The organism is Rossellomorea sp. YZS02 (assembly GCF_033963925.1).
Classification (GTDB): domain Bacteria; phylum Bacillota; class Bacilli; order Bacillales; family Bacillaceae_B; genus Rossellomorea.
The window spans coordinates 247,686-270,521 of sequence record NZ_JAXBLY010000002.1 but is presented as its reverse complement, the minus strand read 5'-3'; the positions used below and the strand labels follow the sequence as shown (position 1 = coordinate 270,521).

The 22,836-nt window shown below is 44.5% G+C and carries 28 protein-coding genes and 1 pseudogene; 24 read left to right on the top strand and 5 right to left on the bottom strand.

The genetic code is table 11. The features are described from left to right. Nucleotides 1–4 precede the first annotated feature (4 nt). The 7 genes from SLH55_RS03750 to SLH55_RS03720 all read left to right on the top strand — a co-directional run bounded on the left by SLH55_RS03750 (nucleotide 5) and on the right by SLH55_RS03720 (nucleotide 3,338). Nucleotides 5–184, top strand: a complete 180-nt coding sequence (locus SLH55_RS03750) for a hypothetical protein (protein ID WP_320322685.1) — start codon at nucleotides 5–7, stop codon at nucleotides 182–184. 36 nt (nucleotides 185–220) lie between these two features. Continuing rightward, entirely contained in the window at nucleotides 221–811 is a 591-nt protein-coding gene (locus SLH55_RS03745; protein WP_320322684.1) for a VanZ family protein, read from the top strand. A 95-nt stretch (nucleotides 812–906) separates the two neighbouring features. Then, complete coding sequence (locus SLH55_RS03740) at nucleotides 907–1,182, top strand: hypothetical protein (protein ID WP_320322683.1); 276 nt, start codon at nucleotides 907–909, stop codon at nucleotides 1,180–1,182. A gap of 121 nt (nucleotides 1,183–1,303) precedes the next feature. Further along, nucleotides 1,304–1,507, top strand: a complete 204-nt coding sequence (locus SLH55_RS03735) for a hypothetical protein (protein ID WP_219167379.1) — start codon at nucleotides 1,304–1,306, stop codon at nucleotides 1,505–1,507. A gap of 54 nt (nucleotides 1,508–1,561) precedes the next feature. Continuing rightward, complete coding sequence (locus SLH55_RS03730) at nucleotides 1,562–1,909, top strand: hypothetical protein (RefSeq protein ID WP_320322682.1); 348 nt, start codon at nucleotides 1,562–1,564, stop codon at nucleotides 1,907–1,909. A 145-nt stretch (nucleotides 1,910–2,054) separates the two neighbouring features. Next, entirely contained in the window at nucleotides 2,055–2,843 is a 789-nt protein-coding gene (locus tag SLH55_RS03725; protein WP_219167377.1) for a hypothetical protein, read from the top strand. A gap of 3 nt (nucleotides 2,844–2,846) precedes the next feature. Then, nucleotides 2,847–3,338: a hypothetical protein gene (locus SLH55_RS03720; protein WP_320322681.1), complete on the top strand. Its 492-nt coding sequence runs from the start codon at nucleotides 2,847–2,849 to the stop codon at nucleotides 3,336–3,338. A 119-nt stretch (nucleotides 3,339–3,457) separates the two neighbouring features. On the opposite strand, the gene SLH55_RS03715 is transcribed toward SLH55_RS03720, so the two are convergent. Beyond that, nucleotides 3,458–3,733: a DUF4190 domain-containing protein gene (locus SLH55_RS03715; RefSeq protein ID WP_219167375.1), complete on the bottom strand. Its 276-nt coding sequence runs from the start codon at nucleotides 3,731–3,733 to the stop codon at nucleotides 3,458–3,460. 183 nt (nucleotides 3,734–3,916) lie between these two features. Between SLH55_RS03715 and SLH55_RS03710 the strand changes: the two genes are divergently transcribed. The 13 genes and pseudogenes from SLH55_RS03710 (at nucleotide 3,917) to SLH55_RS03655 (ending at nucleotide 17,295) form a co-directional block, all read left to right on the top strand. Further along, nucleotides 3,917–4,387, top strand: a complete 471-nt coding sequence (locus SLH55_RS03710; RefSeq protein WP_320322680.1) for a MarR family winged helix-turn-helix transcriptional regulator — start codon at nucleotides 3,917–3,919, stop codon at nucleotides 4,385–4,387. Then, entirely contained in the window at nucleotides 4,384–6,108 is a 1,725-nt protein-coding gene (locus tag SLH55_RS03705; RefSeq protein ID WP_320322679.1) for an ABC transporter ATP-binding protein, read from the top strand. Before SLH55_RS03710 ends, SLH55_RS03705 begins: the two co-directional genes overlap by 4 nt. Next, entirely contained in the window at nucleotides 6,105–7,964 is a 1,860-nt protein-coding gene (locus tag SLH55_RS03700) for an ABC transporter ATP-binding protein (protein ID WP_219167373.1), read from the top strand. Before SLH55_RS03705 ends, SLH55_RS03700 begins: the two co-directional genes overlap by 4 nt. Before the next feature lie 445 nt (nucleotides 7,965–8,409). Continuing rightward, nucleotides 8,410–8,547, top strand: a pseudogene (locus SLH55_RS23220) (DUF1648 domain-containing protein); the annotation flags it as partial. A 60-nt stretch (nucleotides 8,548–8,607) separates the two neighbouring features. Continuing rightward, nucleotides 8,608–8,847, top strand: coding sequence for a hypothetical protein (locus SLH55_RS03695; RefSeq protein WP_257474976.1), 240 nt, complete (start codon nucleotides 8,608–8,610; stop codon nucleotides 8,845–8,847). 24 nt (nucleotides 8,848–8,871) lie between these two features. Beyond that, nucleotides 8,872–9,261 (top strand): DUF3021 family protein, encoded by a 390-nt coding sequence (locus tag SLH55_RS03690; RefSeq protein ID WP_320322678.1) that lies wholly within the window; start codon nucleotides 8,872–8,874, stop codon nucleotides 9,259–9,261. Between the two features lie 139 nt (nucleotides 9,262–9,400). Then, nucleotides 9,401–9,580, top strand: coding sequence for a VOC family protein (locus SLH55_RS03685; protein ID WP_307513836.1), 180 nt, complete (start codon nucleotides 9,401–9,403; stop codon nucleotides 9,578–9,580). A gap of 87 nt (nucleotides 9,581–9,667) precedes the next feature. Then, complete coding sequence (locus SLH55_RS03680; RefSeq protein ID WP_307513835.1) at nucleotides 9,668–9,862, top strand: hypothetical protein; 195 nt, start codon at nucleotides 9,668–9,670, stop codon at nucleotides 9,860–9,862. Between the two features lie 226 nt (nucleotides 9,863–10,088). Further along, entirely contained in the window at nucleotides 10,089–11,462 is a 1,374-nt protein-coding gene (locus SLH55_RS03675) for an MDR family MFS transporter (protein WP_320322677.1), read from the top strand. 448 nt (nucleotides 11,463–11,910) lie between these two features. Beyond that, a complete protein-coding gene (locus SLH55_RS03670; protein ID WP_219167370.1) occupies nucleotides 11,911–13,152 on the top strand; it encodes an ATP-binding protein in 1,242 nt (413 codons plus the stop codon). A 379-nt stretch (nucleotides 13,153–13,531) separates the two neighbouring features. Then, a complete protein-coding gene (locus SLH55_RS03665; RefSeq protein WP_219167369.1) occupies nucleotides 13,532–15,028 on the top strand; it encodes a spore germination protein in 1,497 nt (498 codons plus the stop codon). A gap of 27 nt (nucleotides 15,029–15,055) precedes the next feature. Next, nucleotides 15,056–16,171, top strand: a complete 1,116-nt coding sequence (locus SLH55_RS03660) for a GerAB/ArcD/ProY family transporter (protein WP_219167368.1) — start codon at nucleotides 15,056–15,058, stop codon at nucleotides 16,169–16,171. Next, complete coding sequence (locus SLH55_RS03655; RefSeq protein WP_320322676.1) at nucleotides 16,168–17,295, top strand: Ger(x)C family spore germination protein; 1,128 nt, start codon at nucleotides 16,168–16,170, stop codon at nucleotides 17,293–17,295. The genes SLH55_RS03660 and SLH55_RS03655 overlap by 4 nt, the downstream gene beginning before the upstream one ends. A gap of 40 nt (nucleotides 17,296–17,335) precedes the next feature. On the opposite strand, the gene SLH55_RS03650 is transcribed toward SLH55_RS03655, so the two are convergent. Together SLH55_RS03650 and SLH55_RS03645 are read right to left on the bottom strand one after the other, a co-directional pair. Continuing rightward, nucleotides 17,336–17,542: a capping complex subunit for YIEGIA gene (locus SLH55_RS03650; RefSeq protein WP_219167366.1), complete on the bottom strand. Its 207-nt coding sequence runs from the start codon at nucleotides 17,540–17,542 to the stop codon at nucleotides 17,336–17,338. A gap of 6 nt (nucleotides 17,543–17,548) precedes the next feature. Further along, a complete protein-coding gene (locus tag SLH55_RS03645; RefSeq protein WP_219167365.1) occupies nucleotides 17,549–18,466 on the bottom strand; it encodes a YIEGIA family protein in 918 nt (305 codons plus the stop codon). 459 nt (nucleotides 18,467–18,925) lie between these two features. Here SLH55_RS03645 and SLH55_RS03640 point away from each other — a divergent pair, with 459 nt between their 5' ends. Then, on the top strand, nucleotides 18,926–19,549 hold the full coding sequence (locus tag SLH55_RS03640) for a DUF421 domain-containing protein (RefSeq protein ID WP_219167364.1): 624 nt from the start codon (nucleotides 18,926–18,928) through the stop codon (nucleotides 19,547–19,549). A 17-nt stretch (nucleotides 19,550–19,566) separates the two neighbouring features. Beyond that, entirely contained in the window at nucleotides 19,567–20,700 is a 1,134-nt protein-coding gene (locus tag SLH55_RS03635) for a zinc-dependent alcohol dehydrogenase (RefSeq protein WP_219167363.1), read from the top strand. A gap of 125 nt (nucleotides 20,701–20,825) precedes the next feature. On the opposite strand, the gene SLH55_RS03630 is transcribed toward SLH55_RS03635, so the two are convergent. Both SLH55_RS03630 and SLH55_RS03625 read right to left on the bottom strand, forming a co-directional pair. Then, nucleotides 20,826–21,341 carry a DUF3231 family protein gene (locus SLH55_RS03630; RefSeq protein WP_219167362.1) on the bottom strand — a complete coding sequence of 172 codons (516 nt, stop codon included), beginning with the start codon at nucleotides 21,339–21,341 and terminating at the stop codon, nucleotides 20,826–20,828. Between the two features lie 393 nt (nucleotides 21,342–21,734). Then, nucleotides 21,735–22,010 (bottom strand): hypothetical protein, encoded by a 276-nt coding sequence (locus tag SLH55_RS03625; protein WP_320322675.1) that lies wholly within the window; start codon nucleotides 22,008–22,010, stop codon nucleotides 21,735–21,737. A gap of 329 nt (nucleotides 22,011–22,339) precedes the next feature. Between SLH55_RS03625 and SLH55_RS03620 the strand changes: the two genes are divergently transcribed. Continuing rightward, nucleotides 22,340–22,573, top strand: coding sequence for a spore coat associated protein CotJA (locus SLH55_RS03620; RefSeq protein WP_219167361.1), 234 nt, complete (start codon nucleotides 22,340–22,342; stop codon nucleotides 22,571–22,573). Continuing rightward, nucleotides 22,570–22,830, top strand: coding sequence for a spore coat protein CotJB (locus tag SLH55_RS03615; RefSeq protein WP_219167360.1), 261 nt, complete (start codon nucleotides 22,570–22,572; stop codon nucleotides 22,828–22,830). Before SLH55_RS03620 ends, SLH55_RS03615 begins: the two co-directional genes overlap by 4 nt. Nucleotides 22,831–22,836: the final 6 nt, after the last annotated feature.

Sequence of the window (22,836 nt, the reverse complement as noted above, 5' to 3'; positions counted from 1 at the left end):
GAACTTGAAGAAGGGATTCATTTTTTTAGGTCTGTTGATACTTACCGGGTTTGGGACAAGCTTTCTCATTCGTTTTCTCCGTGATGGTGAAGTTTACCCGGTTGAATTAGTCACGAGTTTTGTGGGAGTAGTTATGATTGGTTTTGGTTATTTTCTACAAGAAGGCGATAGGGACGGTTCCTAACATACAAAAGAATATATATATAACGAGGTCAAAAGAATGATTCTAGTGAATGGAAATGTCATCATAATCCCGGCGGTTATCCTGTATATGACGATACGGGGCATTGTAGTTGGGAGGAAATATAAGAACCATGTTCCAATCCAATGGCTAAAGGAAATGATCCACTTGCTTTTTATTGTATATATCGGATTTGTCGTATCGGTGACGTTATTTCCTTTCCCAATCGGATTTCCAACACAATCCCATCACCTATTATTTTCGATTAATATAGTTCCCCTGCTATCAGTAGTCCATGATATTAGTCAAATTGGAACCGCTTATAGTGGAGACGTATTCTTCATGATTAAACTCATTGTTCGAAACGTGGGAGGGAATATTTTAATGTTTATGCCGTTAGGGTTTTTGGTTCCTTTATTATGGGAAAAAGCAAAATCCCTAAAGGTGGTTATCCAAATTGGACTTGTTATGTCAGTCACGATTGAATGCTTACAGCTACTCGAATCCTTCAGTGGTGGATGGGGACGGGTCACAGACATTGATGATGTCATTTTTAATGTGTTGGGTAGCATATTGGGGTACATGGTGTACGTTCTGATTATGAGAATCGGAGGTAGGAATCAGATTTAATTGATGAAAATGAAGCCGCGGGGACAGGTCCCCTGGCCCCATTTCAGTAATAGAGCCGAGGGATCTGTCCCCATGGTTCCGGATAGGAGGATCGTATGAAGAGTGAAACGAAAGAAACGAAAAGGAATCTCTTGCGGATCGTCCCTCTTGTGATCATTCTCCTTATATCTTTAAGGTATTTATTTGATGAAGATCCTTTCAATGACAATGTTGGCTGGTTAATGATGATCCTGTTTTGGATGTATAAGGGTTTGTTCGATCTGTTTGAGGATAAAAGAAATGGGAATACGAAGTCGATGGTTGGGAATATCATCTTTGTCGTCGCTGGATTTGGAATTTTGCTTTGGAAGGGTGTTACATCCTTTTCCTAATAAAGTGAAGCGCACCTTTGCTTATTCGGTGTATTCTTCTTGTGGTTCAATGGATGATCCATTGGTATGATAGAATGAAAGGTTCAGTTGGAAAAACTGCATCTAAAGGAGCGAGTGCAAAATGGCCATCATCACCTTTCTACTCATCGCATGGATCCTCACTTGGTTTAAGTTCCAGCATTTATTCATCCAAGCCTTCAAAGAACTCTTTAAACTGGACATCACGAATGCGAGCTATTATTTTGTTTTCTTTTGTATCGGTTCATTCGGAGATCTTATTTTATTCATTCAAGGTTCTTATGAAGTGATTTTGCTTAATGGATGATTCTCAGATAGATGGGGAATTCTTCTTAATAGGAATTCAAATAGGAGTGGACGTATGGAATTAGATGGAAGGAAGTTAAAAGACAAAGCCTGGGCCGCTATGAGTAAGTTGAAGGATAATGTGAAGGGGACGTACTATTCGATGGCAGATATCCCCTCATCGTCTGTTCAGGAGTTGGCGTTTTTTATCCAGCTGCACCCGGAGTCCCAAGCAACGAAAAAGGATCTCCTGGGGAACTCATTTTCCTTTTTTAGATTGAATCTAAATCAGTATGATTTCTATCTGGAAACGAGGGCCGGTCGTATACTCCATCTGGATGGATCGAAAGATGGAAAGCGATTTGTTTCGTATCGGTCCTACCGGGATGCCGGAAAGTTACATTCTCCAGTGAAATTGAGTTGAGAATCGGAAGGACCCTCTTATGTAAAGAGGGTCCTTTTTTAGAGCAGAAGCAACAGAACCGTCCCCATGCTTCCCCCATGCTTCCGTATAAAAGAAGCTCCCTATGGTAATAAAGGTTAGGGACGTCTTATTCTGCAGGTGATCTATGCAAAATTACTCGAACGATAATACTGCCCGATGGTACCGGGCCCATGTAAGTCTTCTGGGTACCACTCAGATTCATCTCAGAAGTCCTTATATCGTTGCCTGGTGGAGTGCGGCTTTTCCAGGTTTCGGTCATCTTCTGCTATCAAAATATCTCAGGGGATTTGTTTTGGTCGTGTGGGAGGTTATCGTCAACATTCAATCAAATGTGAATCTGGCCATGATCTATTCATTCCAAGGAGAAATCGATAAGGCAAAGGATATACTGGATACGCAATGGCTATTGATTTATATCCCGGTGTATATTTTTGGCATCTGGGATAGCTACCGGACGACTGTTGATCTGAATAATGTGTTTATCCTTGCCGATCGTGAAGAACACCGGTTTAACACCTTTAGTATCGGGGCTTTAGAGATTAATTATCTGGATAAACGGAATCCGGTGATGGCAGTGATTTGGTCACTGTTTATTCCGGGTTTGGGACAGCTGTATATTCATAGGATTGTGACGGCTTTCTTTGTCATTGTGTGGGCGGTTGTGTTTTTTTACTATTCTCACGGCCTGGAGGCGATATCCTTATTGTTCTTGGGGGATATCAGTGGAGCTACAGCAGTGATCCACCCTGAATGGCTGTTGTTTTTCCCATCGTTGTACGGTTTTTCCATTTATGATTCATACGTTAACACGGTTGAAAACAATAAATTGTATGAAAAAGATCAGCGTAAGTATTTTTTGGAGAATTACCAATCCCCATCGTTTAACGTATTAAAAGGACAGAAGGTGAAGTGAACGATGCAGCTCTTTTCAACATTCGAGCACACGATACATATCGAGTTGGTGGTTGCCACGCTGGAGAAAAAAGGCATCCCGCAGGAAAACATCTTTGTTGTGCCCCTTGATAACATGATGGAAGAACGGAAAGTATTCGACACGGTGCAGCGATCAGATGGAACGTCATTAATTGACATTGGAGCCGCATTGTCGACGGCCTTTGCTGTCATCGGAGCTAGCATCGGGTTTGAGCTGACATGGGGTCCCATTTACTGGGGGCTGGTCGGGGCAGCAGTCGGATTTCTTGTAGGGTTCGCCATCCGCCTCTTTACAGAATTCGTGTTGAAGAAGAGAAGAAGGGTACTCAAAGGCTTTCACTCCGAACTGATCATGATTGTCGAATGCAAAGAGGATGAAGGCGAGTTGGTTGAAAACATCCTGTTCCGCCACTTTGCCATGGGCGTGGCGAAAGTAAAGCAAGTCGACGGTTCGGCTTCCGCGGGGCAGGGGTGAATTCGTTTTAAGCTCAATAAAAAAATGGATCCTGTCCCTCTTTGTGTGTTATCAAAGGAAGGACAGGCTCTTTTATATGGACGTCCTGGGATGCAAGAGAACCTTCCCTCTGAATCCCGTCAAGAAAACGTCATATACGCCATCATCACCCAACAGATGGAAAATAGGATGCCGATGAAACTGAATACAACTCCTGCAATGGCGATATTCCTTCCCTCCTGGTTTGTACCCTTCACTTCATGTCGGGCAATCAACCCCAATATGACACCCACCAACCCCAGAACCGCACCTATCAAAGGAATGATCACAATCACAATGGATACGATACCCAATATGAATGACGCCACCGCTTTTCCATTCAAGCCCTTCCTTTCAAGCTCGTTACCAGCATTCATTCGTTTCTCCCCCCTCTAAAGAAAAGTATATGACTCCACCCTATTGAAACATGAGGGACGGACCTTCACCTTTTTTTTTATGTCGAAATCATTCCTTTGACTAACTCACCAGAAAGGAATAAACTAAGATAGTTCCATTATGAACAGTTAACTATATTAATAATTAGAAGTGAGGGCATATAGATGGAAAATGGAAGGATCACTCCAGCGCAGCAATTATTGCGTTCCTTTTCACGGGTGAATAAGACCATGATGCGGTTTGTCCAGAAGACGGCAGCAGACAATGACTTATCCGTCCCACAATATACGATTTTAGTGACGATTGCCCCAGTGAAAGAGATGACTCAAAAGGAAGTGGGAGAGAAGACGTTTCTCCCGAAAAGCACGTTGAGTCAAGCCGTCGAAGGCCTCGTTCAGGCAGGGTATCTGGAGCGGCAGCAGGTGGAGGATAATCGCCGGGAAATGCTTCTTTCCCTGAGCCATGAGGGGGAGACGATGTTAAAAGGCATTCACAAACAGGAAGGAAGCATCCATCAGCTGACGGCAGGGGCTGTCGGGACGCTTTCGGAAGAAGAGTTTGCCGGTTTGTTGCGTGCACATGAGCAGATTGCCGACTTCTTTGATGAGAAAGCGAAAGAGGAGGATGCCACATGATCAAGCTCTTGAAACACTTATCTGCGTATAAATGGATGGTTGCGGGGATTTTCGCGCTGATCTTCATTCAATCCATGTCGACCCTTTATTTACCGACGCTTATGTCTGACATCATCGACAAGGGTGTCGTTGTCGGGGACATCCCTTATATATGGAAGATTGGCGGATTCATGCTCGTCGTGTCCGCTCTCGGTGCAGTGGCTTCCATTGTGGCGAGTTACTACTCGTCTAAAGCGGCCATCGGGTTGGGACGTGACGTCCGTCGAAAGCTCTTTTATCATATTGAAAAATTCTCGCTTCAGGAATTTGATGAAGTCGGGACGGCTTCCCTGATTACGAGAACAACGAACGATATCACACAGGTGCAGCAGGTCGTGATCATGATGCTCAGGATGATCATCAGTGCGCCAATCATGCTCGTCGGCGGGATCATCATGGCGGTGTTGATGGATGCGAAGCTATCACTGGTCATTATCCTGACGATGCCGGTGTTAGTCGGATCGATCCTGCTGATTTTATATAAAGGGATTCCGTTGTTCCAGACCGTTCAGAAAAAGCTCGATCAATTGAACCTCGTGCTTCGTGAAAACTTGACGGGTATTCGCGTCATCCGCGCCTTTAACCGTGAACCGGAAGAAAAGGAGCGCCTGAAGCACACGAACAAGGAACTGACGGATGTGTCGATCAAGGTCAATAAAATCATGGCCTTCATGATGCCGGTCATGATGCTTGTCATGAACATGACCGTCGTCGCCGTCATCTGGTTCGGGGGGGTCCGCATCGATAACGGCGGGATGCAGATCGGGGATTTGATGGCCTTTATTCAATACGTCATGCAAATCATGTTTGCCCTCGTGATGGCGTCCATGATGTTCGTCATGGTGCCACGTGCCGATGTATCGGCGAAACGGATCAATAAAGTACTTGAAATGAAGCCTTCTTTTGAAGATAAAGGAACAAAACAAGCAGATGTGAAACAGGGAACGTTGGAATTCGATTCGGTAACGTTCCATTATCCTGGTGCCGAGGAACCAGCTCTCTCAGATATCAGCTTTACTGCGAATCCGGGTGAAACGACAGCCATCATAGGCGGTACCGGTTCTGGGAAAACGACGCTCATCAACCTGATTCCGCGCTTTTATGAAGTGGCGAGTGGAACCATCCGGGTGAACGGCGTGGATATCAGAGATGCTTCCCAGGAGGAGGTTAGATCGAAGCTCGGACTCGTACCACAGAAAGCGACTCTCTTTACCGGGACGATTGCCGAAAACATCCGTTTCGGAAAAGAAGATGCGAGTGATGAGGAGATAGAAGAAGCTGTTCGGATCGCCCAGGCGGAAGAATTCGTCAGCCGCATGGATGGAGGCTACGGTGCCGAAATCGAGCAGGGCGGATCCAATCTCTCCGGAGGTCAGAAACAAAGGCTTTCGATTGCACGGGCACTGGTCCGGAAGCCGGATATCTATCTCTTTGACGACAGCTTCTCGGCCCTGGATTACAAAACCGATTCCAGGCTCCGTGCCACGTTGAAAAAAGAAACCGGGGACGCAACGGTGCTCATCGTCGCCCAACGGGTCAGCACGGTGGTTGATGCCGATCGGATCATTGTTCTGGAAAAAGGAAGAGTAGCGGGGATCGGTACCCACCAGGAGCTGCTTGCCACCAATGAAGTGTATCAGGAAATCGTCTCATCACAGCTTTCAGAGGAGGAATCTGCATGAGTAAGGAACGAAAACCTCAAAGAGGCGGAGGTCACGGCGGATTCGGTCCTGGCGGTGGAAACATGATGATGATGGGGCAGAAGCCGAAGAATTTCAAGGCAACGCTTAGGCGTCTCATCGGTTATCTAAAGCCTCGCCGCGGACAATTGATTGCCGTTTTATTTGCTGCTATCCTGAGCACCGTCTTTGCCATCATCGGTCCGAAGATCATGGGGAACGCCATCACAGAGTTATTCGAAGGCGCCTATGCAAAGTTTAAAGGAGTGCCCGGTGCCGGGATCGACTTTGGCAGAATCGGTGAAATCCTGCTGTTGCTTGCAGGACTTTATGTGTTCAGCAGCATCTTCAATTTTATCCAACAATATATCATGTCAAGCGTTGCCCAGCTGACGGCGTATGACTTAAGGGAAGATGTGAATCAGAAGATTGAAAAGCTACCCCTGAAGTATTATGACGGCCGTCCGAACGGAGAGACCTTGAGCCGGATGACGAATGATATCGATACGATCTCAAGTACGCTTCAGCAAAGTCTGACCCAGTTCATCACGTCGATTGTGACGATTGTCGGGATCATCATCATGATGCTCTCCATCAGTCCATTGTTGACGCTCATTTCTGTGGTAAGCTTACCGGTTTCCGTGTTCGCGATCCGTCCGATTTTGAAACGGTCACAAAAACACTTCGCCGATCAACAGCGAACGCTTGGTCAACTGAATGGGCATATTGAAGAAATGTTCACAGGTCATCAAGTGGTGAAAGCGTTCGGCCATGAAAAGAAAGCTGGTGCCGAGTTCGATTCGGTGAATGATGAATTATATGAAGCAGGAAGCAAAGCACAGTTCATTTCCGGTATCATCATGCCGATCATGATGTTCATCGGAAACATCAGCTATGTGCTCATCAGTGTCGTCGGGGGGATCCTCGTCACGAATCGGGCGATTTCCATCGGGGATATCCAGGCGTTCATCACGTACACGCGCCAGTTCACCCAGCCGATCACCCAGACGGCGAACATCGCGAACATCATCCAATCAACGGTGGCAGCGGCTGAACGGGTATTTGAACTGCTCGATGAGGAAGAAGAAGTGAAAGAAGAAACCGTCGCACACCTTTCCCGTCCGAAAGGCGAGGTTGTGTTTGAACAGGTCGACTTCGGGTATGGCGAAAATCTGTTGATCAACGATATGAACATCCATGTGAAGCCTGGCCAGACGGTTGCCATCGTCGGACCGACCGGAGCGGGTAAAACGACTCTCATTAATCTATTGATGCGATTCTACGAACTGAATGATGGAAAAATCAAGATCGATGGCATTGATACGAGGTCCGTCCCTCGAAGTGAACTGAGAAAAAGCTTCGGGATGGTGCTGCAGGATACGTGGCTCTTTAAGGGGACGATCAAGGAGAATATTGCTTATGGTAAGACGGGGGCAACGGAAGAGGAGATTATGCGGGCGTCCGAGATGGCTCATGCCGATCATTTCATCCGTACGCTTCCGGAAGGCTATGATACGGTCCTGAATGAGGAAGCATCAAATATCTCACAAGGTCAGAAGCAGCTGATCACCATCGCGCGGGCGATACTGGCTGATCCGCCAATCATGATTCTGGATGAGGCTACGTCAAGCGTCGATACCCGTACCGAGCTACTAATCCAGCAAGCCATGAACCGGTTGATGGAAGGCAGAACAAGTTTCGTCATCGCGCACAGGCTTTCGACGATTAAGGATGCCGACCTGATCCTCGTCATGGATCAAGGATCTGTCATTGAACAGGGAACGCATGCAGAACTTCTTCGGGAGAACGGTTTTTATGCGGATCTGTATAATAGTCAGTTTGGTGAAGTGGCTGGATAAGGAAGCACGGGGACGGTTCTCCTGCTTCCAAGAAGCAAAGAATGAATTGAATAGTTTGGTGCCTGGCTTTCGGTAGCGATATCGAGGATCAGGCACCTTTTTTTGTTCTTGGAACTAAAGAGAATTCGACACGGCGGCATGATTATGGGGATACTCGCATTATTCCTCTGGATCTCGCACGATTATTCTGAGAGTGGCATGATTTTTCCGAAATCCACATGATTATGTTCTATTTCGGCATGAATCCCTGGCTATATTCCTAGTTCGAGACAGGAGTGGTGGATTGAAAGGTGTTATGAGAGCAAGTTTTAAAAATAATGAAACGAAATACCGAGTGAATCGTATATGGATATAGACAAATATTTCAATTTTTATCCTTTTAGTGAAATAAAGTCCAGAGGGGGCGGTACAAACGAAAAAAGAGACTCTTCAGTGGACACTTCCCATTATCTCAACGACCATTCTCATCTATCATGCTTTTCATTTATTTTCTCTTTGGCCCGAGATTCCAGCTACCATCGCAATCCATTTTAGTCATGGAGAACCCGATTACTGGGGCTCAAAATACATTCTGTTCCTGATGCCGATTGTGAGCCTCTTAATCTGGTTCCTTATTGGGTTTTTAGTCAGAAACCCGGAGAAGTTGAACTACATTCATTTAACAGAGGAAAACGAAAATATCCAATATGAACAAGCTGAGAGAGTATTGGTACTTATTCAATACCTTGGTTCTCTTACCTTTGTTTTCTCTAATGAAGCATTATTACATGAGGCAGTTGGAATGGAATCAAGTTGGCCATTTTCCATCGCCATCGTATTATTGGGGATCTGTTTTGTGACACCTATTTATCATTTATTCTGGGCGGCAACATTGAAAAAATAGAAGAGGAAAAGAAAGGACGGTACAATGAATCTATTAAAAAGAGGGCTCATCAGAGGAAGTATCCCATTTATGATCCTGACCATCATTTCGATCTTGCTTACCTTTCAAGAGTCAACTGCTCCCGCGAACGATTACTTTAGCTTAGGTGTTATCGCTTTTTTCCTGGGATTCACAAGTGTCATCTATGAGATTCAACAGTGGCGATTCCTGAAACAGATCATCGTTCATTATCTGGTCATGCTGGTGACGGTTTTCCCTACGCTGCTTTTGAGCGGGATGTATTCCATTGATTCCTTTGAAGAAGTGATAAGCGTTTATGTCCTGTTTAATAAGGTTGGATTATTTTTGTTTTTGATCACTTATTTAATTTCTAAATGGCGTAATCGAGTATATATGAGAGCCCACAACCAATAGGATTTGGTTTTTTTTACTGTGAAAGGGAAGAGCGGAAACCTCTCTTCTCCTTCCATCAAAAGTCTTAGAAAACTTCAACCCAATCTCTGAGGCATCTCCCAAGTGATCAATGTACGATAGATCCAAGGAGGTCGATGACATGATCAAAGGACTATATGAAGCCCATTTACCCGTAAGGAACATGCAGAATACTCTCCATTTTTATCAAAAGCTCGGGTTGGAAGTCGCCCATGAATGCGAGAAGGTTTCATTTGTCTGGATTGAAAAAGGGAAGAGCTGGCTTGGTTTGTGGGAAGCTGATCAAGTGAACATCCCGTAACATCCGTCCATTAGGCATATTGCCTTTCGGGTTGAAGCGGAAGATATCATCGCTACGAAGGAGTGGTTAAAGGAAAGAGGGATAGAGGTGAGGGAAGCGTTTGCTTTCTCGCCTGATCGTCAACCTCTTGCGCTGCCAAATCATCCACAGGCCCATGCTTGTCTTTATTTTCAGGATCCAGATGGAAATTCCCTGGAGTTTATTGCTCCTCTGAGGTTAGATGATGAAGAAGAGTTTTCAATGATGTCGCTGGAGGAATGGTGTAGCAGGAAAAAATTATAGGGACAGGTATCTCGGACTCTGAGGTACCTGTCCCTGTGGTTTCATTCTATGCAACGGAAGCATGGGGACGGTTCTCTTGCTTCTAAAAAAGAATATCTTCTCTGCACTTCCCTCGAATTCTATCATCTGCCTCTTACTCATTTAAATGATAAGATAAGAATGAGATTTTTTACCGATTTAATATAGAAAGAAACCGAAGTTTAGCAGAAGAAAGGGATAGGACAAAATGAATCAAGAAACCAAACAAAAGTCTGTTGTCTTTGCTTTATTAATTGCCACGTTTCTCACGGCTATTGAAGGAACGATCGTCAGTACAGCGATGCCGAAGATTGTTGAGGATCTCGGAGGAAGTGAGCTGTATACCTGGGTCATCTCTGTTTATCTGCTCGCCATTGTGATCAGTACGCCTGTCTTTGGGAAGCTGGCTGATTTATTCGGAAGGAAGATTATGTTTACCATCGGTGTGAGTATTTTTCTAGCTGGTTCCATGCTTTCGGGATTATCGCAATCCATGGAGCAGCTGGTTCTGTTCCGCTTGATCCAAGGGATTGGAGCAGGGGCGCTCACTACCCTTCCGTTTACCATCATCGGTGATGTGTTTACATTTGAAATGCGGGCCAAAATGCAGGGATGGATGAGCAGCGTGTGGGGGATCGCCGGAATAACGGGTCCCCTCGCAGGCGGTTTTATTGTCGATACGATTTCATGGCACTGGATCTTCTATATGAATCTGCCGTTTGGAATTGTATCCCTCTTCCTGTTATGGACGTCGTTAAAGGAAAATATAGAAAAGAAGAAACACAGAATAGATTATAGCGGGATCTTCACGTTTGCCGTCAGCATAACCGCTTTTCTGTATGCGTTAACGTTATTGAAGGAACAGAAGCAGGTGACAGGAGGAATACTCACGTTACTGATTATAGCTGCCATTGGAATCAGTTTATTTCTTTGGATTGAATCCAAGGCGGAGGAACCAATGCTACCACTGACGCTGTTTAAAAATCGTTTTATTACGATTTCGACGATTGCCGGGTTTATGCTTGGCTTCATTCTGGTAGCCGTTACGTTCTATATCCCATTATGGGTTCAGGGTGTCACCGGTTTAAATGCAACCATGTCCGGTGTGACGATGCTTCCGATGTCGATTACCTGGCCGTTTGCTGCGGTGCTGTCGGGAAGATTAATGGCCAAAACCTCCATCGGAAGAATTACCGTTATGGGGATTTCCGTCATTACGGCAGGATGTCTGGGATTAGTCTTATTGACTGAACATACGCCCGTTCCTATGATGATGGTTGTCACGGCCTTCATCGGATTTGGATTTGGATTGTCCCTCACTGCCTTCACAGTGGCGGTTCAGTCCTCTGTTGAATGGAAGGTGCGCGGAGCTGCCATGGGGACGTTCAACCTTATGAGGAACCTCGGACAGTCCATCGGGATTGCGGTTTCCGGCCTGTGGCTGAGCGATCAGTTAAGCGGCCATGTCTTAGAGGCAAGTCTGCACACCGTCTTTATGATTCTGGTGGCATTAGGACTGTGCGCAATCGTGACAGCAGGTATGCTGCTCGGTGAGAAGGGGAGACAGCTTTCATTGAATTAGGAGGGAGCATAGGGATGGTTTGTACGATTCTCCTGCTCCAGGGTCTATCAGTGCCGGATCTCAACATAGAGATCCGGCACTTTTTTTATGATCACAATTGAAGAATGTTCGGCAAAACGGTAGGATTGAATTCTTACATTTCTCTAAAACTTCTAATTAGACCGCATTCTGCATAATTTGTAATCCTATCGCTTTCTAGTAGTGGATCACGGTTGAAAGTGTATAGCTGCTTTAGAGCTTTCAAGAACTGTCCAGTATCATTTTTCAACATTTCCCATCAAATCTGTAAATCTGAGGCGAATGTATTCTTATACAAAGGAAGCACCAGAACCGTCCCCTTGCTTCTTTTGCTTCTTATTGTCGAATTATCACAAGAAATGGGAGGTATTTCCCAGGAAAGTGTCGAAGGTTAGAGGTAAAGTTGCTTTTTTCATAAAGGAGATCCCATATGGTAGAGAATGTCCATCATTTAGTTTTACATGTTGTATTTATCCTGTTTGCTATTCTTGTTTCTCACATGTTCATGGATGAATCGGACAGGGGGACAAGAGGGTTCACCTTTACGTTTATTATGATGAATAGTGTTGTGTTACTATTTACGATGGCCTTTCCGTTGGTGTTTTCAAGCGGTTATGTATACGATTTCAAAGTGATTCCGTTCATCCTTGCCTTTCTCTATGGCGGAAAGAGAGTGGGGATTGGAACGTTTATCGCCATGCTTATTATCGGCTTCCTTACGGATCATGTCTTGGTTTTCTTACTTGTCAATTATGCTATTTATGGTTTACTGCTTATTCCTTTGTCGTATAGGTATCGTCGTATGACCTGGAAAAGCAAGCTGATTCTGATTTCGCTTTTTTATTTATTCGTGCCAGTTACACGATCTCTTTATTTGGTTCAGAAAAATGAATGGGAGCAGCTTCCCCTTGTAGTCAGCTCCACGGCTATTGTATGGGTGACGCTGATCTTGTCTATCTACCTGATTGAAAATCGGCTTGAGCAAGTCAGGGTCAAAAAAGAGCTTATCAAAGCTGAGAAGTTCAACGTCGTCAGTGAGCTTGCAGCCTCTGTTGCACATGAAATCCGAAATCCAATGACGACGGTAAGAGGGTTTATGCAGCTATTGCAAAAAGAGACACTGACAGAGCAACAAAAGAGCTTCATCGATATTTCCATACAGGAACTCGATCATGCCCAGGGCGTCATTAATGAGTATCTTTCCCTGGCGAAGCCTCAGACGGAGGAATACGAGGTGTTCAGCCTGACCGATACGATGAATGAATCCGTCGATGTCATGTCTACGTATGCTGTGATGAACAGCATTTCAATCCATAAGCATATTGAAAATGATTTGATGATCAAAGGGATGAAGATTGAGGTAAAGCAGGTCTTACTTAATCTTCTCAAAAATGCCATTGAGGCTATAAAAGAAAATGGGGAAATCACGGCGTCAGCAACCCGTCATCGCGATGGACGGATGATGGTCATGATTCAAGATAATGGATCCGGCATGTCTCCGGAGCAGCTCAGGTTAATCGGCAGACCTTATTATTCCACTAAGGAAAAAGGGACGGGACTTGGGTTGTCGGTTTGTTATCAAATAGTGAAACGAATGAAGGGGGAAATAAAGGTAGAGAGTGAGGTTAAAGGTGGGACGACATTTAGAATTTTCTTCCCAGAGGGGAGGTGAAGCAACTCTGACAATCAATCAGAGTCGTGCTCCAACGAATTCCCTGCCGGTTTATTTTAGTCGCTCGTTGATCCTGTTCAATTTATTGATCATCACGGCACTGAATAAAGAGGATAATACCGTACTGACAATCAGCATCCAAAGTACGAGGGGACTATTGGGCTTCATGGGTTTCACACTCCATTCCATTTTTTGTTAGTATGTGTGTGGAAAGTGAAATTATCCTTACAAATATTTACAAATATAATTAATGGCTAAACCCGGCATAATCATGCCGGGTTCTTTTATATTGATCAAATGGGTTTGCAGGCTACCTAATGGTATATTTTAATCCTGATCAGACCATGATGGTAATACTACTTCATGGGAGGGGCTACGTATGTTTTTCAGCAAGAAACAAAGAAGTCCCGAGGAAAACAGCGGGGATACAGAATCAAAGGTAGACATTCCTGTCTCAAGCTCTGGTGAATCGTTTACGAGAGATATCAAGGACATCTTTCATGAAAGTGCCGACCTTATCATGATGAGTCCAAGGCAAGGTGTGAGCTTCGTCTATTTCGATATGTTAATTGATAAATCGATGCTGAACCGTGACATCATCAGTCAGCTGGGCGGCGACGAGTGTACACCAGACCTCTTGGAAGAGAAGATCAATGTAGGGAATATAGAGCAGTATGTCACGGTGAATCCGTGTGTTAGTGCTCTTCTCAGCGGTGCTGTATTGATTCATCTTGAGGGCTATTCAAGCGTGTTGGTTGTCAATATCCGTTCCGGGGACAGCCGCTCCCTATCGAAGCCTGAAAATGAATCGATTGTTATCGGGCCACAGCTGGGATTCAATGAGAGTTTATCTACGAATATTTCTCTAATCCGGAGATATTTGGTGAATCCGAACCTATGCAATAAGTCCATTACAATGGGAAAGCAAACACGTACGGCTGTATCACTGTTATACATAGAAGGTGTTGCGTCGGAACAAATGGTACAGACCGTCACCCAACGAATCTCCAATATCAAGATAGACGGGGTGTTGGATAGTTCCCTTTTAATGCAATTGATTGAGGATAATGGTTTGAGCATATTTCCTCAATTGATCTTAACGGAGCGCCCGGACCGGGCCTGTTCATGGCTCTTGAATGGGAAGATCGTCATTCTTGTGGATGGAAGTTCCCTTGTGATTGGGTCTCCCCAATCATTTGTTGAGTTCTTTCAGAGTATGGAGGATCAGAATGTAAAGTGGCAGGTGGCCTCCTTCTTAAGAATGCTTCGGTTCATAGCGATGTTACTTTCTGTATTCTTTACAGCCATCTATGTTGCCTCTCTGACATTCCATTATGAAATCATTCCACAGCCTCTTTTGATTCCCTTAAGTGAATCCCGTTCAAGGGTCCCCTTTCCTCCCATCATTGAGGCACTGTTATTGGAATTCATTATTGAATTGCTGAGGGAGGCAGGGGCTCGGCTGCCGACGAAAGTGGGACAGACAATGGGTATCGTAGGAGGTATCGTAATCGGGACGGCAGCGGTGCAGGCGGGATTCACCAGTAACATCTTGATCATCATCGTCGCTCTCGGGGCTTTGGCCTCCTTCACCACACCTAGCTTCATGATGGGGAATGTCATTCGTATTCTTCGTTTCCCCATCATCATCTTAGCGGGGTTTTGGGGGTTTTATGGAACGATGTTTGCCTTCTGTTTTTTACTGATTCATCTCTTAAGGCAAACAAGCCTTGGTAGCCCGTTTCTGGCACCCTTTTATCCTATTCGCATAAAAGATTGGGCGGATAGCATTATCAGGCTGCCGCTTAAATACACATCAAAACGTCCTTATCAAGCGAGACCAATGGACTCGGATAAATACAAGGTAGACGATTAAGTCCCGCTAAGGAGAAGGGAGGGTGCTATGAAGATACAAGTTCATCCACAGCCACAATCACTCCTCAATGCTTTCATGGTGATGTTCATCATCCATTCGGTTCAATTGGGTGTGGGGGTGCAGGGGTTTCAACGGATCATCTATGTGGATGCAGGGCATGATGCCTGGATATCGGTGATTCTTTCCGGTGTTGTGACCTGTGTTGTCGGCTTTGTAATGGTTAAAACCCTTAACTACTATGAAAGTTCGGATATATACGGTATCCAGGAAGATGTGTACGGAAAATGGTTAGGCACATGCATGAACGCACTTTACGTCATATATTCTATGGGTGCCTTTCTGGTGGTTTTACGAAATTACATCGAAGTGCTGCAGGCATGGGTGTTTCCAGAAGTTCCTACCTGGTTCATCAGTCTGACAATTCTAATGCTGGTGCTTTATGGAGTACTCGGAGGATTTCGAATCATTGCCGGCGTATCGTTCTTCAGTGTGTTCCTGTCGTTTTGGCTCTTGAGCTTACTGGGATATCCGGTTCAATTCAGTCATTGGTCAAACCTCCTTCCCATCCTGGAGGCGAAAGCAACCGAGATCCTTAAAGGTGCTTATTCAATGACGTTCACCGTCATCGGATTTGAACTCATTTATTCGTTTTATCCTTTTATTAAAGAGAAAAGGAACGTTCAAAAGTATATGCAGATTGGACTGCTATACACGACCCTTTTATATGTAGCGGTGATGATCATTTCACTCAGCTACTTTAGCGGTGGCCAATTGGAACGGACCATTTGGGGGTCACTCTCCCTGTTTAAAATCGTCCGACTGCCATTTATCGAACGATTTGAGTATGTCGCCATTACCTTCTGGTTGCTCATCATCCTGCCGAACCTGATGCTGTACTTATGGTCAGCTTCCAGAGGATTGGCCCGGATATTTGGAAAGAAAAAGACAAAGGGAATGACATGGGGATTAGCTCTTATCTTGTTTGGTTCCATCCAAATATTTGTGACTAGACAGCAAATAAACCAATTGAATAATTATTTTGCCCAAATCGCCTTTATAGTTGTTTATTGTTATCCACTCTTATTGTTCCTATTGGTATGGATAAAGAGAAAAATCTTTCGGAAAGAGGAGGTGAAATCATGAAGCGATTCTTCCTCGTGACACCATTCTTCTTCTCCCTTCTCATCCTCTCCTCTTGTGCGGAAACCAGTACGCTTGAGAAAATCGGGATGATCACGACGGTGGGATATGATAAAGGAGAAGACGAAAAGATTGATACGACGACATTGATACTCGAAACAGACCCACAGTCCATGGACAGTACAAATGTCATTTCAAGCCGTTCCCTCACAAGCAAAGGAGCGAGGATCGAAAGTAATTTGAAATCGCCCAAGAAGTTGGCATCAGGTCAGCTTCGTGTGGCCCTATATGGAGAGGACTTGGCGAAAGACGGATTGATCAACCTCGCCGATACGCTTTCCCGAGATCATTCCATCAGTGATTTAACCTTTTTGGCTATAGTGGAGGGGAGCGCAGGTGATCTCCTGAAGCATAAATATTCCCAGTTCTCTGATGCCGGGCAATATGTGTACAAGGAAATAGAGCAAAATATAAAAGGAGAAGTCATTCCTTCACCCACCCTTCATGAAACGCTCCATGATTATTATTCGATTGGGGTGGACCCTTTATTGCCTTTACTAAAATTAGAGGATGACATGATTAATATCACGGGCATGGCGATACTTAAGGGAGATAAGATGGTGGGAAGGATATCCCCAAGCGACAGCTTTTATGTAAAACTGGTGAGCGATCGATTTAAAGCGGGGAACTTCGAAATTACCTTCAAAAATGGGGAGAAAGAAGCACTCATGCCTTCCCTTCCTGCTTCAACTGACATTGCGATTGCGTTGGATACGATCAAAAGTAAAAGCAAGATCGAACTAAAGGATCAAAACTCTTTGGCATTCAACCTGAATATTCATATCAATGCCCGCTTGCAGGAAATCAACCGGGACATTGACTTAAAGAACAATGAAAATCTAGAGTTGATTGAAAAGAAGCTGAGAAAAAAAATCACAAAAGAAATTGAGGATCTCATTGCTTACTCACAGTCTAAATCATCCGATGTGTTTGGATTTGGTGAAGAGTATCGAACGAAGGCCATTCATTCCAATCTGACCGATGATGAGTGGCATGATATGTTCAAAGACATCAAAGTGAAGGTCAACACGGATTTCGTCATTATCCGGACGGGTGTGGTGGAGTAGAGAATGCCCGGGGATTGGCATACCCGGGTGTTTTCCTTTGTTAAATCCGTATGACCAGAAAATCACCATTTGTCATCTGAACCACGTCTGCTTTTAACCCCTTCGCAATATCAACCGTCATCTGCTTTAATTCATCCAGATCAGAACTGTATAAAAGCAGTGGTCCCCCGTTTATGACTCTGTCGCGGTTGGACGTTAAGTAAGCGAGTATCTCGTAAGGTGGCTTCATCGAACCTTCCCTTCCCATCTTTCATCACCCTTTCAAGTTGGTTTTCATCACGGAATGGGATTTTTTCGTGCTTTCGAGCAACGGACATTTCTTAACGGCCTCAATGAAGGCATCTATATCCTTCTTAATGGGGACAAGCGCAATCATGACTTTCCCATCCTCATAATCCTTCCTCGTAAATTGATATCGCTTAACCCCCAATGCCCGGCATGCTTCAAACAGTGCAGCCTGTCGCTGACCGAAATGATCCAGGTTGATCCGGAAGTGATTCTCCTTCGGGAAGATGACGACGGCCATTCCTTCCTCTGTAAACAGCTTCTCGGCGTTATCTGTTCCAAGGAGATTGCTGACGTACATATCATCCACATATAAGGAAGAATCCTTGACTGCTACCTTACCTTCTTTAACCTCTGCAATATCCCCGATTGTCTTGCCTTTTGTGAACCGCTGTAAATAATATAGAAGGCCAAACCCAACCAGTGCACCTCCTGCGATACATAAAGGGAGATTTTCTACTTTGAGGGCATTTTGAAGAACGGAAATCGTGAGAGAAGTGGTGAGTGCCACGATGAAAGCAAGGTAATTCCTTGCTTCAAAGGTTTTGGCAATGCCATCTATGTATGCCTTCCCGCGGTAGGTGAATTCCGTTTCCTCCAAGTCGCTCAAACTCTCTTTCTCCATTTTACGAACATCCCTGAACTGCTGGAGGGCAAGAGTAAGGAACGTCACGGCAACGAAGTTTTTACTTAATAAAGCCGGGATGGCCACTGCGCCAAGGGCTGCAGCTACGAATCCCGTGATGATCTGAATCAGGTAGCCATTCGGATAGCTGGGATATTGTCTAAAATCCTCTTTAATGGTAATGAGTCTTGCCAATGTTCCGAGTACGATAGCGCTTATGATGGTGATTAATTCGTTTGATGTCAATTCGGTAGGATCCATGGAGCGGTTTCACCTCTTTGTCCATTTTCCTTAGTGTAAGGAATAGAGATGATCATTATTCTTTCTTTCTCAAACAGGTTACCTGCTGTAAGGTTGCTTTGCACGGTTAATGTGCCACTTATTGGGTCATATTCAAGATATTCATAAGGATAACTAGCTTCCTGCAACCCAATACTTATAAAATAGTACTTTTTTAAAAGGATGGATAATTTGAAACAACAAGGTGAGAAAGTAAGAAATTCGTGTGTGGTAAGACTACCCTATACTACCTCGGAAGGACACGTGGGAATTCTTTGTTGGTCCCTGTCCTGCTAAAGGTTCATAAGAAAAAGAAACCTGTAGCATGGACTGAATTCATTCAGAAGACGAAAAAGATTTTCAAACATGAAGGAAATGGATCTTTATTGTTTGATGAAGTGGCAATGCCGCATTAAAGAAAGGAAAGGAGCGGAAGTTATTATGGATTTTGATTGGATTTGGAAAGCCATCCTTATTGTATTGGCTGGAACACTTTTATTAAGAATCGCTGGGAGGAAATCAATCTCCCAGATGACCCTGGCACAAACGGTTATCATGATCGGTATCGGGTCATTGCTCATTCAACCTGTTGCCGGGAAGAACATTTGGACGACAATCGGTGTAGGTCTCATCCTTGTCTTCACCCTCATGATCATGGAGTATCTCCAGGTGAAATCAGATCGAGTGGAACAATTTATTACCGGAAAAGCTAAGATTTTAATTGAAAACGGCACCATACAGGAAAAGAATTTCAAAAAGCTCCGCATGACCGTCGATCAGCTTGAGATGAAGTTAAGACAGCAGGGAGTCAGCAAAATTTCGGATGTGAAGTGGGCGACGCTTGAACCGAATGGTCAGGTGGGAGTGGAATTGATGCCTCAAGCAAAGCCTGTGACCATACAGGATCTTAACCAGCTTCAGGCAAAGGTAGATCGATTGATCAATATGCTCAACGTTGCCCCGGCGGCGACGAGGCCGGTGAGTCAGAAAACAGGCGGGGAAGATATCTTTAAAGAAATTCAGCAGAGTGGCTCCGTCAACCCTCCGCCGAAACATCTTCAATAAACTGAAGGAGGATCATCATGAAAGCTGTCACGTACCAAGGAAAGAATACTATTGCCGTTAAGAAAGTAGAAGATCCCCGGATTCAAGACACACAGGATGTCATCATCAAAATTACCTCCACTGCCATTTGCGGATCTGATCTCCATTTGTATAAGGGTAACTTCCCGCTGCCGATTGGGTATGTCATCGGTCATGAGCCCATGGGCATCGTAGAGGAAGTAGGGAAGGATGTCACCAAAGTGAAGAAGGGAGACCGCGTCATCATCCCGTTTACCGTCGCATGCGGGACATGCCCGTATTGTCACAATCACCTAGAGAGTCAATGTGACAACTCCAATCCCCACTACGACTCGGGGGGTCTCCTTGGCTATTCGGAAAAATTCGGGAATTATCCGGGAGGACAAGCGGAATATCTGCGTGTCCCATTTGGGAACTATACCCCTTTTCTTGTACCTGAGAATTGTGAACTGGAGGATGAAGACATTCTTCTGTTATCCGATGTCCTTCCTACCGCCTACTGGAGTGTGGAAAATGCAGGTGTTAAAAAAGGAGATACGGTTATAGTCCTGGGCTGTGGCCCTGTAGGATTGATGACCCAGCAGTTTGCCTGGAAAAAGGGGGCGAAAAGAGTCATTGCCGTGGATTATTTCGATTACCGCCTCCGCCACTCCAAGAAGATGAATCAGACGGAAACGTTTGATTTCACTCATTACGATGACATGGGGGAGACACTGAAAGAGTTGACCAAGGGTGGCGCCGATGTCGTCATTGATTGTGTCGGGATGGACGGGAAAAAGTCCCCACTTGAATACATGGAGCAAAAATTAAAGTTGCAAGGAGGGACCCTCGGACCGATCCAGATTGCCACAAAAGCCGTTCGGAAATGTGGAACTGTTCAACTGACCGGCGTATATGGCGGCCTTTACAATATGTTCCCGCTTGGAGCCTTCTTTGCCCGTAATATCACGCTGAAGATGGGGCAATCTCACGCTCGTGCCTATATGGAGCCCCTTTATGACCAAATCGTCAAAGGGGAAATCGACTCCACTTCCATCATCACCCACAAACTGAAACTTGATGAGGCGGCGAAAGGGTATCAACTATTTAACGACAAAGATGATGACTGTATCAAAGTGATATTGAAGCCATAAAGAAGAAGGTTCGTTCCAAAGGACGGACCTTCTTCTTTATATATAAAATGCATGGTGAAACAAAAAAATTCTCAGGCTGATTAAATGGTTAAACAACCTGAGAATTCTCCTAAATAGATACCAAATTACTCACAATGTTCATTCTTGTTTTTGTGAAGGGGCGGAGGGATCAACCATCCCTTTTCTTTGTTCAATTTGAGTACTTTCGCTCCCATTTGGGCTTTTTGCATATGGAATTGCCCGAACATCATGGCCACATCTTCACGGATGCTTTGTCCCATAATCGTGCTGCATGCAACTAAGCCTGATGCTATATCCGCAGAAAGAGCAGCGGCAATAGCCGGATCGGGCATGCGTGCACCGGTCGGGATATCATCCAGGCAAGCATGGGGTGGCTCTGGAGGAGTAGGCGGGAGGCCGATCCCATTTTCTTTCAATAGTTTCTCCACCTGCTTGATTTCCTCTTGACCGTCTTCAACTGAATCTTTCAATAACTTCTTTAGGTCATCATCTCCAGCGTGATTTAACTGCATCTGATAACCCGCCACAGCAGCTTTTGCTGTTAACAAATAACTCCAGCTTCCAAATACCTCTCCAAAATGCAACGGTTCTTCTTGTGGGTTACCACTTAAAATTCCCATGATCATCCTCCTGAGTGTCATATTGTGCCCGCCTTTCATGAACTGGAATAAGCACATTGATTACTCTTCCCGTAGCCAATCAGATTATGTAGGGTATCTCCTTTAATAGGTGTGAATGGTTGGGATATTTCATATGTAGAGTGGAGACGCTATGCCTGAGTCTGGCAAGACTTCAGAAAATCCCTGAGCTCTTTTGATTTGAGGGTTTTCATCTAACGGAATTTTTTTCAAAACATAAACAAGCACTGGTGAATGCTTGTTTTTTTGTTTTCTTCAGTCTATCTTCTCGTACTCATCTCTTTTTGAAAGCCAATCGGCTACCAGGAAAATCACTATATAGATTGGTAAAGAGTATAAGTGCCTTCAGTTGGAAGGGTTATAGACTTTAATCCATTAGAAGAAAGTCTCCCCTATATAGGACAACAACAATCCGAATATGATTGATTTCACCCATAAAAAGACATGAGTTCTAAATTGAAACAATCCTATGACGACCACATGCATAAGAGCAAGGTTATTAGGTAAGTACGCCAGAATGAAGGGCAATACTTCAAATCCGTAAGACCATAATCCCAACTGAACACCGATTGAGCATCCCCACGTGATAAGAGAGGGGCACACACCAATTTGCTGCACTAATATTTGATCGATTCTGTGTATGGTTTTCACGGTTGGACTCCTTTCCTATCCAGTGAGATATATGTAAAAAAAACATGCCCGATTATCAGACATGTTTCCAATGGGTACAAGAGTTAGAGTTAGACCAGCAATCGAATTTCTGACCATCCCTCATAGTATGGAGAGTTATATAGAGTTTCTACCCATCAATGGACACCTATGACGATAAGCTCAGAGACTGTCATCGATCTTCCTCTTCATGGTCCTGCTTATAAGGGTGCACGTTTGACGATCGATTATGATTAAAAAACGAATATGAATGTTTCACGTGCTTCCTTCATACCTATAAAAAGATATGGCCAAAAACTGGAGGGAGTCTCTTGCAACAACATCAAAATTATAAAGTGTATTATCCGTATGTTAGTCCCTTTGATCCGTGTCCGCCCATTAAGAAGAAAGTGTACTCCACACCACCTAATTTATATATGGGGTTTCAACCTCCAAATCTGGAGCAATTTTCACCAAAGGAAGCCTTAAAGGCGGGAACGCTTTGGAAAGCATTCTATGATCCTTATTACAGTCCGTATGAATTAAAGGATGGTGATTCATCATGAAGCAGCTTCCCGCTCATTATTATGAGATCATGGAAGAACTTCAGACCGTCGATTTCGTCATTGTTGAACTCACCTTGTATTTGGATACCCATCCGGAGGATTATGAGGCCATTAAGCAGTACAACGAATATACCCGGATGAGGAAGCAGATCAAGAAGAAATTCGAGAAGGAGTTCGGGCCGTTGACCGGATTTGGTTACAGCTACTCAAATTATCCCTGGGACTGGAAAGACGCCCCGTGGCCATGGCAAGTTTAATGTAGA